The organism is Rhizobium sp. BK181 (assembly GCF_014193305.1).
Classification (GTDB): domain Bacteria; phylum Pseudomonadota; class Alphaproteobacteria; order Rhizobiales; family Rhizobiaceae; genus Rhizobium.
The window spans coordinates 136,064-150,569 of record NZ_JACHZA010000007.1; the positions used below are offsets into that span (position 1 = coordinate 136,064).

General features: G+C 60.4%; 16 protein-coding genes. 12 read left to right on the forward strand and 4 right to left on the reverse strand.

All coding sequences use genetic code 11. The features are described 5' to 3' along the window. Window positions 1–67: 67 nt before the first annotated feature. The 11 genes from cobA to FHT77_RS18110 all read left to right on the forward strand — a co-directional run bounded on the left by cobA (window position 68) and on the right by FHT77_RS18110 (window position 10,656). Window positions 68–910: a uroporphyrinogen-III C-methyltransferase gene (cobA, locus tag FHT77_RS18060; RefSeq protein WP_183756398.1), complete on the forward strand. Its 843-nt coding sequence runs from the start codon at window positions 68–70 to the stop codon at window positions 908–910. Beyond that, complete coding sequence (locus FHT77_RS18065) at window positions 907–2,214, forward strand: cobyrinate a,c-diamide synthase (RefSeq protein WP_183756308.1); 1,308 nt, start codon at window positions 907–909, stop codon at window positions 2,212–2,214. Before cobA ends, FHT77_RS18065 begins: the two co-directional genes overlap by 4 nt. After that, on the forward strand, window positions 2,211–3,212 hold the full coding sequence (gene cobD / locus FHT77_RS18070) for a threonine-phosphate decarboxylase CobD (protein WP_183756309.1): 1,002 nt from the start codon (window positions 2,211–2,213) through the stop codon (window positions 3,210–3,212). The genes FHT77_RS18065 and cobD overlap by 4 nt, the downstream gene beginning before the upstream one ends. Then, window positions 3,209–4,189 (forward strand): adenosylcobinamide-phosphate synthase CbiB, encoded by a 981-nt coding sequence (gene cbiB, locus FHT77_RS18075; RefSeq protein WP_183756310.1) that lies wholly within the window; start codon window positions 3,209–3,211, stop codon window positions 4,187–4,189. The genes cobD and cbiB overlap by 4 nt, the downstream gene beginning before the upstream one ends. A 171-nt stretch (window positions 4,190–4,360) precedes the next feature. Beyond that, window positions 4,361–4,639 carry an acyl carrier protein gene (locus FHT77_RS18080; RefSeq protein ID WP_007533215.1) on the forward strand — a complete coding sequence of 93 codons (279 nt, stop codon included), beginning with the start codon at window positions 4,361–4,363 and terminating at the stop codon, window positions 4,637–4,639. A gap of 115 nt (window positions 4,640–4,754) precedes the next feature. Next, window positions 4,755–5,237 (forward strand): 3-hydroxyacyl-ACP dehydratase FabZ family protein, encoded by a 483-nt coding sequence (locus FHT77_RS18085; RefSeq protein ID WP_183756311.1) that lies wholly within the window; start codon window positions 4,755–4,757, stop codon window positions 5,235–5,237. Continuing rightward, on the forward strand, window positions 5,234–6,430 hold the full coding sequence (locus tag FHT77_RS18090; RefSeq protein WP_183756312.1) for a beta-ketoacyl-ACP synthase: 1,197 nt from the start codon (window positions 5,234–5,236) through the stop codon (window positions 6,428–6,430). The genes FHT77_RS18085 and FHT77_RS18090 overlap by 4 nt, the downstream gene beginning before the upstream one ends. A gap of 11 nt (window positions 6,431–6,441) precedes the next feature. Continuing rightward, window positions 6,442–7,728: a beta-ketoacyl-ACP synthase gene (locus FHT77_RS18095; protein ID WP_114712928.1), complete on the forward strand. Its 1,287-nt coding sequence runs from the start codon at window positions 6,442–6,444 to the stop codon at window positions 7,726–7,728. A gap of 54 nt (window positions 7,729–7,782) precedes the next feature. Next, window positions 7,783–8,811 (forward strand): zinc-binding dehydrogenase, encoded by a 1,029-nt coding sequence (locus FHT77_RS18100; protein WP_183756313.1) that lies wholly within the window; start codon window positions 7,783–7,785, stop codon window positions 8,809–8,811. Between the two features lie 4 nt (window positions 8,812–8,815). Continuing rightward, a complete protein-coding gene (locus tag FHT77_RS18105) occupies window positions 8,816–9,751 on the forward strand; it encodes a lipid A biosynthesis lauroyl acyltransferase (protein ID WP_183756314.1) in 936 nt (311 codons plus the stop codon). A gap of 185 nt (window positions 9,752–9,936) precedes the next feature. Next, window positions 9,937–10,656 (forward strand): PAS domain-containing protein, encoded by a 720-nt coding sequence (locus FHT77_RS18110; protein ID WP_183756315.1) that lies wholly within the window; start codon window positions 9,937–9,939, stop codon window positions 10,654–10,656. On the opposite strand, the gene FHT77_RS18115 is transcribed toward FHT77_RS18110, so the two are convergent. From FHT77_RS18115 to FHT77_RS18125, 3 genes are all read right to left on the reverse strand, one after another. After that, on the reverse strand, window positions 10,657–11,010 hold the full coding sequence (locus tag FHT77_RS18115; RefSeq protein ID WP_183756316.1) for a VOC family protein: 354 nt from the start codon (window positions 11,008–11,010) through the stop codon (window positions 10,657–10,659). 9 nt (window positions 11,011–11,019) lie between these two features. Next, window positions 11,020–11,418: an SRPBCC family protein gene (locus tag FHT77_RS18120; RefSeq protein WP_183756317.1), complete on the reverse strand. Its 399-nt coding sequence runs from the start codon at window positions 11,416–11,418 to the stop codon at window positions 11,020–11,022. 69 nt (window positions 11,419–11,487) lie between these two features. Then, a complete protein-coding gene (locus FHT77_RS18125; RefSeq protein ID WP_183756318.1) occupies window positions 11,488–12,276 on the reverse strand; it encodes a DUF6597 domain-containing transcriptional factor in 789 nt (262 codons plus the stop codon). Between the two features lie 147 nt (window positions 12,277–12,423). Here FHT77_RS18125 and gndA point away from each other — a divergent pair, with 147 nt between their 5' ends. Continuing rightward, window positions 12,424–13,854 (forward strand): NADP-dependent phosphogluconate dehydrogenase, encoded by a 1,431-nt coding sequence (gene gndA / locus FHT77_RS18130; RefSeq protein ID WP_183756319.1) that lies wholly within the window; start codon window positions 12,424–12,426, stop codon window positions 13,852–13,854. A 46-nt stretch (window positions 13,855–13,900) separates the two neighbouring features. Here gndA and FHT77_RS18135 read toward each other — a convergent pair whose 3' ends face one another. After that, on the reverse strand, window positions 13,901–14,458 hold the full coding sequence (locus tag FHT77_RS18135) for a cysteine hydrolase family protein (RefSeq protein ID WP_183756320.1): 558 nt from the start codon (window positions 14,456–14,458) through the stop codon (window positions 13,901–13,903). Window positions 14,459–14,506 lie beyond the last annotated feature (48 nt).

The following is a 14,506-nucleotide window of genomic DNA, read 5'->3' on the forward strand; positions in this document are numbered from 1 at the left end:
CTTCACATCTCGCGCCTGCCCGATCAGCGGCGTTGACCTTGCCAGCGGTGGGGCATAGATCATGCCAATGATCGAAGCTGCGTTTTCACATCTGCCGGCTCTTGAGCCGGGCAGCGTCTGGCTTGTTGGTGCAGGGCCGGGCGAGCCTGGGCTGCTGACGCTTCTCGCGGCCAAGGGCTTGGCGGAGGCGGACGTCGTGGTCCACGATGCACTCGTGAACGCCGACTGCCTCAAACTCGCTAGGCCAGACGCCTTGCTGGAATATGCGGGAAAGCGCGGTGGCAAGCCGTCTGCCAAGCAGCGCGATATTTCGCTTCGGCTTGTCGAACTCGCCCGTGCCGGTAAGCGCGTCCTCCGTCTCAAGGGCGGCGATCCCTTTGTCTTCGGTCGTGGCGGCGAGGAAGCGCTGACGCTGGTCGAGCACAACATTCCGTTTCGCATCGTTCCAGGCATTACCGCCGGCATCGGCGGGCTGGCTTATGCCGGCATTCCGGTCACTCACCGCGATGTCAACCATGCGGTGACATTCCTGACAGGGCACGACTCCTCGGGGATCGTGCCGGACGCCATCAATTGGGAAGCGATCGGAAAAGGCTCGCCGGTGATCGTCATGTACATGGCGATGAAGCATATCGCTCAGATCAGCAGGAACCTGATTGCCGCGGGGCGTTCTCCGACAGAGCCGGTCGCTTTCGTCTGCAACGCGTCGACCGGTGAGCAGCAGGTGCTTGAAACCATACTTGCTGAGGCTCCTTCGGCTGTTGCTGCCTCCGGCCTTGAGCCACCGGCGATCGTCGTTGTCGGGGAGGTCGTGCGGCTGCGGCAGTCGCTTGATTGGCTGGGTGCACTTGCAGGACGCAGGTTGCGCCCTGATCCATTTCGGGACTCGAACAGCAGGGAGACGGCATGAGCGGTTTGTTGATTGCGGCTCCTTCCTCCGGATCGGGGAAGACGACGGTGACGCTGGGGTTGCTGCGCGCACTTCGCAAGCGCGGTGTTGCGATCGCGCCCGGCAAGGCAGGCCCAGATTATATCGACCCGGCGTTTCACGCTGCTGCAAGTGGTGTTGCCTGTCTCAACTTCGATCCGTGGGCGATGCGGCCGGAATTGATCTCCGCCAATGCGACCCTGCATCGCTCCGGCGACCGCATTCTCATCATCGAAGCGATGATGGGGCTCTTCGATGGTGCGACCGACGGCAAGGGTACCGCGGCCGATCTCGCAGCCATGCTCGGCCTTTCCGTCGTGCTTGTCGTCGATGCCTCGCATATGTCGCAGTCGGTGGCGGCGCTGGTGACAGGATTTGCGGGTTTCCGCGCCGATGTCCGCATCGCAGGCGTGATCCTCAACAAGGTTGGTGGCGATCGTCACGAGATGATGCTTCGCGAGGCGCTCGAAGCGATCCGTATGCCGATCGTTGCCGTCGTCCGCCGGGACAATGAGATCGCCCTGCCTGAGAGACATCTCGGGCTTGTTCAGGCGGGAGAGCACCAGACGCTCGAGAGCTTTATAGAGCATGCGGCGGATGCCGTATCGCAAGAATGCAATTTCGAGTTCCTGCTGCGCATTGCGCGGCAAGGCCTGAACCGTCCATCCACCGCGAACATTGCGCGGCTACCGCCGCTCGGTAGTAAGATTGCGGTCGCCCGCGACATTGCCTTTGCCTTCTCTTATGAACATATGTTGCTCGGCTGGCGCCGACGCGGCGCGGAGATCTCATTCTTCTCACCGCTTGCCGATGAGGGGCCGGATCCGACGGCCGACGCGATCTATCTTCCGGGCGGCTATCCCGAACTGCATCCCGGGCGGATCGCCGCTGCGCGCAATTTCCGGGCAAGGCTTCTCGATGCCGCGGACAAGAACGTGCGGATCTACGGCGAGTGCGGCGGATACATGGTTCTCGGCGAAGGCTTGATAGACGGAGCCGGCAAGCGCCACGAGATGCTCGGCCTCCTGCCAGTCGTCACAAGCTACGAAGAGCGCAAGCGGCACCTCGGCTATCGACGAGTGACGCCGTTAAACTCGCCCTACTTCGAAAAAGCCATGACGGCGCACGAGTTTCACTATTCGGCCGTGGTCTCCGAAGGTAACGCCGATCGGCTTTTCCAGGTGACGGACGCCTTGGGCAACGACCTCGGGCAAGCAGGGCTCCAGCGTGGCCAGATTGCTGGGTCCTACATGCATCTGATTGACCTTGCCGAGGGGACAAGATGAACGCCCCGATCGTTCATGGGGGCGGGATAACGGCTGCAGCCGTCACGTATGGCGGCGAGTTGGAGCAGTGGCTCGATCTCTCCACAGGGATCAACCCGTGCCCCGTTCCGCTGCCCGATGTCCCGATGCGCGCATGGCATCGTCTGCCGGACAGGTACCTAGTCGATCGGGCGCGCGCTGCGGCGCGGAGCTATTATCGCAGCGGCGAGATTTTGCCGCTCCCCGTTCCGGGCACGCAATCGGTGATCCAGCTGTTGCCGCGGCTCCTCGAGGTTGCCGGGAGGGTCGCGATTCTCGGGCCGACCTACGGCGAATATGAGCGCGCCTTCAGGATGGCGGGCAGTTCCGTTGATTTGGTTACCCGCTTGGATGACGTCGAAACCGAGCACGCAGTTATCGTCATCGCCAATCCGAACAATCCCACCGGTCGTGCCTATGGTCCGGAGGAGCTCGTCGCATTCTGCAAGGAAATGCGCGCAAGGGGAGCTGTTGTCGTCGTGGATGAAGCCTTCGGCGACACATGCGCGGAGCTGAGCTTGGTGCCCTTTGTGGCACGCCTGCCGAATGTTCTCATCTGTCGTTCGTTCGGCAAGTTTTTCGGGCTGGCGGGATTGCGCCTGGGATTTGTCGTGGCCGTGGTGCCAATTCTGCGACGGCTCGAAGAACTGCTAGGGCCCTGGGCGGTATCGGGGCCCGCGCTTTCGATCGCAACAGAGTTGTTTTCATCGGATGTCACCGCAATACAGCGTCGGCTGTCGGAAAGGGCCGGCGTGTTGCGCAGAACTCTCGAAGAAGGCGGCCTACAGGTCATCGGCGGGACCGATCTGTTTGCGCTTGTCGACGATGAGCAGGCAGGCGAGTTGCACCAGCATCTTTGTCGGAATCACATTCTGGTCCGCAAATTCGACTATGAGCCGAGATGGTTGCGCTTCGGTCTTGCCGCCGATGTGGCTGGCGAACAGCGGCTGTCCAATGCACTGCAGAGTTTCAGACCATGACGCTTGACCATAATCTCCTCGTGCTGGTTCTGGCCCTTTTGCTTGACCGCATCGTCGGTGATCCGGATGCGCTGTGGATGCGGCTGCAGCATCCAGTCGTGCTGTTTGGAAACGCGATCTCGCGCATCGACCGGATGTTCAATCGGGAAGAGCTTCACAAACGCGTGCGCCGGCGCAATGGGGTCTGGTCGATTGTCGGCCTCCTGAGCGTGACTGCCATTGCCGGTGCCGTGTTGCACTGGTTCTTCTCGCTGTTCGGTGTGGCCGGGATACTTTTGGAGGTTATGTGCGTTGCCGTCTTCATGGCGCAAAAAAGCCTTGCCGACCACGTGGGAGCTGTTGCGGCCGGTCTGAAAAACGGTGGCCTGGATGGTGGCCGGCAGGCGGTTTCGCGGATCGTCGGGCGTGACCCGGAAACATTGGACGAGCCCGCCGTCTGCCGCGCCGCGATCGAGAGTCTGGCGGAGAATTTCTCGGATGGCGTCGTTGCGCCTGCTTTGTGGTATGCCGTGTTCGGCTTGCCCGGCCTATTTGCCTACAAGATGCTGAACACGGCGGATTCGATGATCGGCCACAAGTCCGAGCGATACGCTGATTTCGGTTGGGCTGCCGCGCGTCTGGACGATTTCGCCAATTGGCCGGCGGCACGCTTTTCGATTCTCCTGATCGCAGCCGGGGCCTGGTTACGGCGAGGGCGAACCGCCTGCCAGGAGGCTCTTCGCATTGCTGCGCGCGACGGTGGGCTCCACCGCTCGCCGAATTCCGGGCGACCGGAAGCAGCAATGGCCGGCGCGCTGGATGTACAGCTTGCCGGGCCACGAGTTTACTCCGGCATCGTTGTCATGGAGCCGATGATCAACGGCAGTGGGCGTGAAACGGCAACTGTCGCCGATATCGAGGATGGCATCTCTGTCTTCTATGCCAGCTGTTCAATGCTTGCTGGGGCGGCCCTAGTTCTTTTCCTTCTGCTGCTCTAGGCGCAGGCAAGCTGTGTTGCCAACGCGCTTGGTGGCAAGCGGCTCGTTATGCTTTGCTGTTTAAGCAACACTGGTCCTGCAAATTGCGTGCCGGGACGGCGGAAAGCATTGGCTTTTTGAAATGGATTTGCCTATGAGGAGGGTTAAATCGTCATTTCAAGAGGTAAAGGCGTGACCGCTACATTCGATAAAGTTGCCGACATCATTGCAGAAACCAGCGAGATCGATCGCGACACGATCAAGCCGGAGAGCCATACGATCGACGACCTCGGTATCGACAGCCTCGACTTCCTCGATATCGTTTTCGCCATCGACAAGGAATTCGGCATCAAGATTCCGCTCGAGAAGTGGACGCAGGAAGTCAACGAAGGCAAGGTTTCCACGGAAGAATATTTCGTGCTGAAGAACCTCTGTGCCAAGATCGACGAGCTGCGCGCCGCCAAGGCCTGATCGGCACCGTCATCTTTTTCTCCCGCCCTGCCGCTGTTAACCATGGCGGCCGGGCGGTTTTGTTCCTAAGTAGGCCTAGCCGCGGGGCAAGGTGCCCTTGTGGCCGGAGGATTCGATGCTACTGGAATACTTCCAGATGATTGACCGCATCGAGGCGGTCGACCTTCAGAAGGGGACGCTGAGGGCGCGCTCCGTCGTGCCGGCGAAGAGCCCAGTCTTCGAAGGTCATTTTCCCGGTATGCCACTGGTTCCCGGCGTGTTGCTGATCGAAACAATGGCGCAGGCATCGGGCATGCTCGTGCTCGCAGCCACTGATTTTGCTGCCATGCCTTTCCTGATGTCCGTCGACGGCGCCAAGATGCGTACCTTCGTGGAGCCGGAAGCTGTGCTTGATATCGAGGCGCTTTTGGAGCACGACGGCTCGGGATTTGCCGTAACCAAGGCGAAGATCACAAGCGCTGGCAAAAAGGTTTGCGATGCGCAGTTGAAGTTGCGGACCATGCCTTTCAGCGAGGTTCCGCTGGGAGATATCGTCAAGAAGCGTGCCGGTGAAGTCGGTCTGATGGATGCGATCGCTGCGCAGGGAGTGAATGGATGAGTAAGGCTCAGAATGATGTCGTGATTACAGGCGTCGGCATTGTCACCTGCCAGGGCGTCGGCAAGGAGCCGCATGTTGCGTTGCTCAACGCCGAAGGCGCGCCGCAGACGATTGTCGAGCTTGATAAATTTAAGCCTTACCCGGTCCATCCTTTGCCGGAGATCGACTGGTCGCAACAGATCGCCAAGCGTGGCGATCAGCGGCAGATGGAAAACTGGCAGCGGATCGGTGTTTTTGCAGCCGGCCTCGCACTGGATGATGCCGGCTTCAAGGATAATGCGGACGCCTGCGGCACCATGGACATGATCGTCGCTGCCGGTGGTGGCGAGCGCGACATCAATGTCGATACGTTGATCGTAGACGAGGGCCTGAAGCGTAATGACCGCGAAGCTCTCTTGAACGAGAAGTTGACGACGGAGCTGCGGCCAACCCTGTTTCTGGCCCAGCTTTCGAACCTGCTCGCAGGCAACATTTCCATCGTCCACAAGGTCACCGGCTCCTCGAGAACCTTCATGGGCGAGGAGTCCGCCGGCATTTCCGCCGTTGAGACGGCCTTCCATCGCATCAGGTCGGGTGAATCGACCCACGCGCTGGTGGGCGGCGCCTATTCAGCCGAGCGCCTGGATATGGTGCTCCTGTTCGAAGCCATCAACGTCTACTGCCGCGACGAATGGCAGCCACTCTGGTCTCGCGATCATGGCGGCGTCATTTCCGGTTCGCTGGGTGCGTTTCTGGTGCTGGAGTCGCGCGCGCATGCCGAAGCACGCGGCGCGCGCATCTACGCGTCGATCTCGTCGATCGAAGGCGACCGCGGCAACCGCAATGCCGGTAACCTCGAGAAACGCCTCGAGCGCTTGCTTGAAAACGCGTCCGGCCTGTCGCCGGAAAGCACAGCGATCTTCTCAGGCTCGACCGGTATTCCCGATCTGGCCACCCGCGAGCGATCCGTCCTCGAGCGTCATCTGCCGGGTGCCGCTGTCCGCGGTTTCGGCGGTATCACTGGCCACGGCCTTGAGGCGCATTTCACGCTTGGCCTGGCGCTGGGAGCATTGGCCGTCGATAGCAAGGCGAAGGTTCCGGTCTTTGATCCGAGCCACGAGAAGCCGATGGCAGCCGCGACCATGGCAGCGATCGTTACCACCGTCGGTCACCAACGCGGCGAAGGCGTCGCGGTTCTTTCCGCGGAAGCGTGAGGAGTGTGCAAATGAAAGATTCGGCTTACAAGGATCACCTCGGCCGTCCGATCGTCGCAGTGACGGGTGTCGGTATCATTACTTCGCTGGGGCAGGGCCTGAAGGACAACTGGGCGGCACTCACCGCCGGTACCTCCGGCATTCACGCCATCGAGCGCTTTCCGACCGAGGGACTGTCGACCCGCATCGCCGGCACCGTCGACTTTATCGACATTCCGGTCGCCAATGCCGTGGAGCGGTCTTACGCATTCGCGCGTGAAACCACGATCGAAGCGCTGGCCGATGCTGGCATCAGTGGCGATTTCGACGGTCCGCTATTTCTCGCGGCGCCGCCGATCGAACCGGAATGGAGCGCACGCTTCGATCTCGCCGACCGTTCGCCGCCGGCCGATCACGCCGGGGATGCCTACGACCGGTTCCTGGCTGCCATGCGCCAGCGTCCGGATGCGGCTTTCCATGAGGCATCGTTGTTCGGAGCGATTTCCGAGCGCCTGGCCGACCGCTTCGGCACACGCGGCCTGCCGGTCACACTGTCGACGGCCTGCGCGTCTGGCGCGACTGCCATCCAGCTCGGCATAGAAGCGATCCGCCAGGGGCGCACATCGCGGGCGCTTGCGGTCGCGACCGATGGTTCTGTAAGCGCAGAGGCACTGATCCGCTTCTCGCTGCTGTCGGCGCTCTCCACCCAGAACGATCCGCCGACCAAGGCTTCCAAGCCCTTCAGCAAGGATCGCGACGGCTTCGTCATCGCCGAAGGTGCTGCTACGCTGGTGCTGGAGTCGCTGGAGGCGGCGGTAGCGCGTGGCGCCAAGATTCTCGGCATCATGAAGGGTGCCGGCGAGAAGGCCGACTCCTTCCATCGTACACGTTCATCGCCTGATGGCGGACCCGCGATCGCGACGATCCGCGCGGCGCTGGCCGACGCTGGCATGGGTGAGGGCGACATCGGCTACATCAACGCCCACGGCACGTCGACACCAGAGAACGACAAGATGGAATATGCCTCCATGCTGGCTGTGTTCGGCGAGCGGATGGCGTCCATTCCGTTGTCGTCGAACAAGTCGATGATCGGCCACACTCTGACGGCTGCAGGCGCGGTGGAAGCGGTGTTCTCGCTCCAGACGATGCTGACCGGCACGCTACCGCCGACGATCAACTACACAAACCCCGATCCATCGATCGTTATCGACGTGGTGCCAAACAAGAAGCGGGAAAGCCAGGTCAACGCCGTGCTTTCCAACTCCTTCGGCTTCGGCGGGCAGAATGCCAGCCTTGTCATGGCGCTCGAACCGGCTTAATCGGTTCCCGACAAAACATCGAGATAGAACGCCTTCGCGGCGAAGGACTTTGCCATGCGCGCTTTGCAACTGATTGACGATCGCAAGCTTGAGATCACCGACCTTCCGGAACCGGATGCGCCCGGCCCGGGCGAGGTTACGCTGCGTGTCAAGGCCGTTGCCCTCAATCACATCGATGTCTGGGGCTGGCGCGGCATGGCGTTTGCGAAGCGCAAGATGCCGCTGGTGATCGGCGCGGAAGCTGCAGGCGTCGTCGAAACGATCGGGCCAGGCGTTGCCAACGTCCTACCCGGCCAGCTTGTATCGATCTATGGCGCCCGCACCTGCGGTCTCTGCCGTCCGTGCAGCGAGGGACGCGACAATCTCTGTGAGCATGTCTCCGGCGTTCATGGTTTCCATTTGGACGGTTTTGCGCAGGAGAAGGTGAATCTGCCAGCACGCCTGCTCGTCCCGGCACCTCCGGGCGTTGACGCCATTGGGGCCGCACTCGCTCCGGTAACCTTCGGAACGGTCGAGCACATGCTGTTCGACAACGCCAAGCTGGAGCCGGGCGAAACCATCCTCGTGCACGCAGGCGGCTCCGGTATCGGCACGGCAGCGATTCAGCTCGCCAAGAAGATCGGTTGCACTGTCATCACGACTGTCGGCTCCGACGACAAGATCGAGAAGGCCAAGGCACTCGGCGCCGATCACGTCATCAACTACCGCACGGACCGCTTCGAAGGCGTTGTGCGCAAGCTGACCAAGAAGAAGGGCGTCGACGTCGTTTTCGAGCACGTCGGCAAGGACACATGGGCAGGCTCAATGCTGTCGATGAAGCGCGGCGGCCGCCTCGTGACCTGCGGCTCGACGTCCGGCGTTTCCACCGACATGAACCTGATGATGCTCTTCCAGCAGCAGCTGAAGCTGCTCGGCTCATTCGGTTGCCGCATGGAGAACATGGCGAACGCCATGCAAAAAATGGGGCGCGGACTGGTGCATCCTGTCATCGATACTGAAGTCCGATTCGATGACATCGACCGGGCATTGGAGCGCATGGAATCGCGTCAGATCTTCGGCAAGATCATCCTCAAGATGGATTGAGCCCTTGAAGCTCTTCATCACTAAGATCGTGCTGGCTCTCATCCACTTTCGCCAGTGGTTGATCGCCCAGGCGATGTTCGGTTTCCTGAACTTCCTGAAGCTGTTCCCGGCTGACGGTGCGATCAACTTCGCGGATTGGCTGACCCGCAAGCTCGGTCCGCGCACGAAACGTCACCGGCTGATGCTGACCAATCTCCGCAATGCCTTTCCCGAAAAGGGCGATGCTGAGATTGAGGAGATTGCCTTAGCGAGCTGGGGCAACATGGGGCGGCTTGCTGCAGAGTACGTGTTCCTCGACCGACTGTTCGATTTCGACTATCAGAGCGAAGAACCGGGCCGGGTTGAAGTCTCGGGGATACCGATCTTCATTGACCTACTCGAAAATCCGCGTCCCTTTATCGTATTCACGGGGCATACCGGCAATTTCGAACTCTTGCCGGTGGCCGGTGCGGCGTTCGGTCTCTATGTGTCCGTCCTTTTCCGGCCACCGAACAATCCCTATGTCGCGCAGAAAGTCTTCGACTTTCGCAGCGCCCGCATGGGCAAGCTGGTCCCATCTCACGCTGGTTCCTCGTTCGCGCTGGCCCGGCAGCTGGAAGCGGGGCAGGGCGTCGGCGTGCTGGTTGACCAGAAGTTCGGCAAGGGACTGAATACGAAGTTCTTCGGCCTCGACGTAAGGACCAATCCGCTGCTCGGCAAGCTCGTCCGGCAGTTCAACTGCGACGTCTATCCGGCACGCTGCATTCGGCTTCCGGGAAATCGCTATCGGCTGGAGATAGAGCCGAAGCTTGAGATGCCGCGGGATGCCAACGGCAATCTCGACATGGTCGCGACTGCGCAGCTCCTGAACGACAAGGTGGAAAGCTGGGTTCGAGAATATCCTGAGCAATGGCTTTGGTATCACGACCGCTGGAAGATAAAGCACGACGTCCTGAAGTAAACGCTCTGGCGATCCCTACATCTTGTCATTGAAAAACAGTGATGTGCATTCATTGAATGTGAACGAGCGTCATGTTACGAATTTCCATCAAGGCGAGTGGCCGGACACCGGCGGCTTCAACTTGCATGATGCAAAGCTCGGCCGATCTCGGTGGCATTCTTTTAGAGGATGTATTTGGAGGCGTCTTGCTGGGACTTTTTCGGGCGTTTTCGTTGTGTTGTGCGCAAATCGACGCGGCCATCGCTGCGGGGGATGATCTGCGCGTAAGCGTACTCGATTGCTCGGTCGAGCCACTTGTCGATGCGATCCTTGCGCATCCGGCAACGACAGTTCTCGAAGTTCACATGCAGCTCGAATTTGTTGGCTGCCTTATCGAGCAGTATGCCGAAGACAGCGAGTCCGTGCGCGCCTATGTCGGATTGCTCTCGTCCTTGATGGACAAGTATTTCGGTAGTGCGACGCCGCGGTGGCGGATGCCTCCGGTGGAACGGCTGCCTGTCGCCGATCCCTTCGCATTTACGCCGAATGTCGACAACGGCAACTTCTTGAACGCTGCAATCCTCGATGCAATGCCGGACCGCGTCGCCGTGCTGACGCGAGACTATCGCTACCTCTATTCCAACACCGTGAACTCGGCATATCTCGGCCGGAAGCCGATCGACATGATTGGGCGTCATCTGATCGAGTTCATCGGCGAAAAGCGCTTCTACGAGGGGGCGAAGGCGAAGCTCGACGAATGTTTTGCCGGACGTGGCAGCGATTATGCGTACGAGCGTCGCGATGGCGCCGCCATGAGGACTGTTCGCTGCCGTATGTCACCGCTTCGCGATTCGTCGGGAACCGTCATTGGAGCTCTGATCGTTCTACAGCACGCTGGAGCGACAGCGTCCACCGTCGCGGCGTGATCAGCTCTTCGTCCAGATGGCGAGTTCATACCCATCCGGATCACTGAAGTGAAACCGGCGTCCGCCGGGGAATCCGGTGATCGGCTTCACTATGGTTCCGCCGGCGCTTTCCACACTTGAAAGGGCGGCTTCAAGATCGTCAGCATAGAGGACGATGAGAGCTCCACCGGGCCGCGGAGTGCCCAATGTCGTAAAGCCGCCTTTGAGCCGTCCATCATCGAATTCGCAGTATTCCGAGCCGTAGTCGGTAAAGGACCAGCCGAAAGCCTTGCCGTAGAACGCTTTCGAAGCCTCGATGTTGTTGACATTGAATTCGACGTAATCGATGCGTCGGTTGTCCGTTGGTGTGGCCATGATTTCCCCCTATGCTTCCATTAATGCCTTCAGTGCCGCCAGATCTTTCGCGATATGGGCGGCATCGGCCTCGAACTGCTCATCAGTCATGCCAGGGATGCGTAACAACGTGAACATGATCTCGCAGCCGTCGCCATTCGGCACGATGCGGAGCGCGTTATAGACCCGCAAGCCGCTCTCGATCGTCACGGTATGATCGATGACGCCGAACTCGTTGTGTGGGACGAAACTGACATTGACTGCACCGAGTGTGCCGGTGGCAATCCAGTCATCTCCACTGCGTTCGAGCCCGGACGCCAAGCCCGAAGCCCACAGCGGCATGTTTTCAGGCGCCGCGGCAAAGGCATAGACATCACGCCAGTTCCGGTCGATGGAGCGGTGGACGATCTTTGCGGTCATCGTAGACATGGCGCTTTCCTGCGTGGTTCTAAATGGAAATAGCAGAATGTCCGTTTTCGTATTGAAGAAAACGGACGTTCAACCGGCCAATTGCTGCTGGAGCTGCATTGGCGTCAGTGTCGAAATTTCGCGCGCATCGCGGGTCATGTGAGCCTGATCCGCATAGCCAGCCGCTGCGGCCAGTTCCGCGAGTGGGAGGGCCTTCGGACTTCGACATAGACCGAGCATTCCCTGAAAGCGGCGAATTCGAGCGAGCATTTTCGGCCCATAGCCGAAATGGGTATGGCAGCGCCGGCGAAGCTGGCGGGCGCCGATCGAGAGTTCGTCGAGCATCGCATCGGCGAGGCTCCCTGACTGCGAATGGTCGCTCGCTCGCGTAAATACCGATGCCATGTCACTGGCTGGTGCCGTATGTCTGGTGGCCGCCTGCTGAAGTGCGGTCTTCAACTGCAGCAGGCGTTCGTACGGTTCCGCACAGCCTCCCAGCCGTTCATTCAATCGTAGCGCCGTTGCGCCCCAGAAATTCTCCAGAGGAATGGATTGGCCGACAATCTCGCATAGTGGCACCCGGAGCCAGTCGGCCGCTGCGCCCGGGGCGAACCGAGCCCCCACGATCCTTTCTCCGCCGGCAATCGATGGGAAGGCACTACTCCGGTCAGGCCCCGCGACCACAAGTCTGCCACCCATCCAGACGATGTCGCAGTAGCCGTCCGGCACAATGGCAATCCTGAGCTCGGGGCCGTCGTGGATATCGTGTGACCACAGGCAGTGAAAATGAGCTGCAAGCACGGGCGTCGGCGCATACTCCCTATACCAACCGGCGCGTGACGCCAAAACGGCGGCCTCCTGTGCTGCTGTGCGGCTCATCGTTCCCATTCCTGCGATGCTACGAGGGAATATGGCTTAGTTTGGAATGCCGGCAATACGAGGCCCAATTCGAAGGCGAATCGAACTTGCCGTTTGAGCCAGAGAGTGCCACAACACCGGTCCAAATTGACTCATTGGAGGTGTATCGTGGAAAAGGCAGAAATCGGGCTGATCGGCCTTGCCGTCATGGGTTCCAACCTGGCGCTCAACATTGCGGAAAAAGGCAACAAGATTGCTGTTTTCAACCGTACTCCTGAGAAAACGGATGAGTTCTACGAAAGCGCCGGTGATCTGAAGAAGCAGATCATTCCCTGCAAGACGATCGAGGAGTTCGTCGAGGCGATCCGCCCGCCACGCCCGATCATCATCATGATCAAGGCCGGCGAGGCCGTCGACCAGCAGATGGAGGCGCTGCGGCCGCACCTTACCAAGGGCGACATCATGATCGATGCCGGCAACGCCAATTTCCGCGATACGATCGCCCGTTTCGATCGCCTGAAAAACACCGACCTGACCTTCATTGGCATGGGCGTCTCAGGTGGCGAGGAAGGTGCGCGTCATGGTCCTTCAATCATGGTCGGCGGCACCGAAGACTCCTGGAAGCGCGTCGAGAAGGTGCTGACCTCGATTGCCGCCAAGTACAACGATGATCCGTGCGTCGCCTGGCTCGGCAATGACGGTGCCGGCCACTTCGTCAAGACGATCCACAACGGCATCGAATATGCCGATATGCAGATGATCGCTGAAATCTACGGCATCCTGCGCGACGGGCTTGGCAAGAGCGCCAAGGACATCAGTGGTATCTTCGGCGAATGGAACAAGGGCCGCCTGAACTCCTATCTGATCGAAATCTCCGAGAAGGTGCTGGCCGCCAGCGATCCGGTCTCCGGCGGCCCGATGGTCGACATGATCCTCGACAAGGCGGGTCAGAAGGGCACCGGCAAATGGTCGGCCATCGAAGCCCAGAATATGGGCATCCCGGCCACCGCAATCGAAGCGGCTGTCGCCGCTCGCAGCCTGTCATCGATGAAGACCGAGCGCGAGGCGGCCGAGAAGATCTTCGGCAAGCCGGAATACACGTTCCCGATCGCCTACGGTCCGGACCTCGACAAGGATCTCGAATTGGCGCTTTTCGCTGCCAAGATCGGTGCCTACGCGCAGGGCTTTGCGGTGATGGCGGAAGCCTCGCGCGAGTTCAACTGGTCGCTGCCGATGCCTGTCATCGCCAAGATCTGGCGTGCCGGCTGCATCATCCGCTCGCAGTTCCTCGACGAGATCACCTCGGCCTTCACCAAGGCTCCGGATGCGGCCAACCTGATCGTGACGCCGGCCTTCTCCGACATGGTGAAGGAATCGCTGCCGGCCCTGCGGCGTGTGGTCGGTGCCGCTCTGCAGGCCGGCCTGCCGGTTCCGGCCCTGACCTCGGCTTTGACCTATTTCGATGCCTATCGCCAGGGCCGCGGCACCGCTAACCTGATCCAGGCACAGCGCGACTTCTTCGGCGCCCACGGCTTCGATCGCCTCGACGGCAAGGACTTCCACCACGGCCCATGGGGCAGTGGTGCGGCCACATTCTAAGTTTGCTGAGAGTTGCCAGCCGGGATCGCTCGGCTGGCTAATCGCATCAGAAGCGGATGTCCTCGATCGGACGAACCAGGATACGGGCGCTGCCAGCATCGAAATCGTCTAGGGTTTCGTTATGGTGCGCGACGATGTCGGCGAAGTTCAGCGTGTCCGAGTCGGCTGTCGTGTGCCCATCGGCAACAAGCGTGACATTGTAGCCCAGCGACACCGCACGCCTGACCGTCGTGTCCACGCAGAACTGGGTCATGCAGCCGCCGACGACGAGATGCGTGACGTTGCGCTCTGCCAACCTGTCGGCGAGATCCGTTTCGAAAAACGAGTCCGAGCTCTTCTTGTGAACAACCGTGTCGCCATTGACTGGCGAAAGTTCTGGTCGGATCGCCCAGCCGTCAGTGCCGACAGCCAGCCGATGGCCGGGATCGCCGTCGTGCTGCACGAGGACAACGGGTGCGCCGACTCGGTGGGCTTCGGCACGCAACGACTGCAGGCGTGAAACGGTTTCGTTCAGCGCTGCATCGATGATGGGTTGACGGTCGGGACTGCTCTTTCCCGCAAGAATGGCGTTTTGAACGTCAATGATCAGCAGTGCCGTGGTCATGTCCAGTGAATCTCCACCGTGATTGCTCGTATTCTAGCGCCAGCAGAT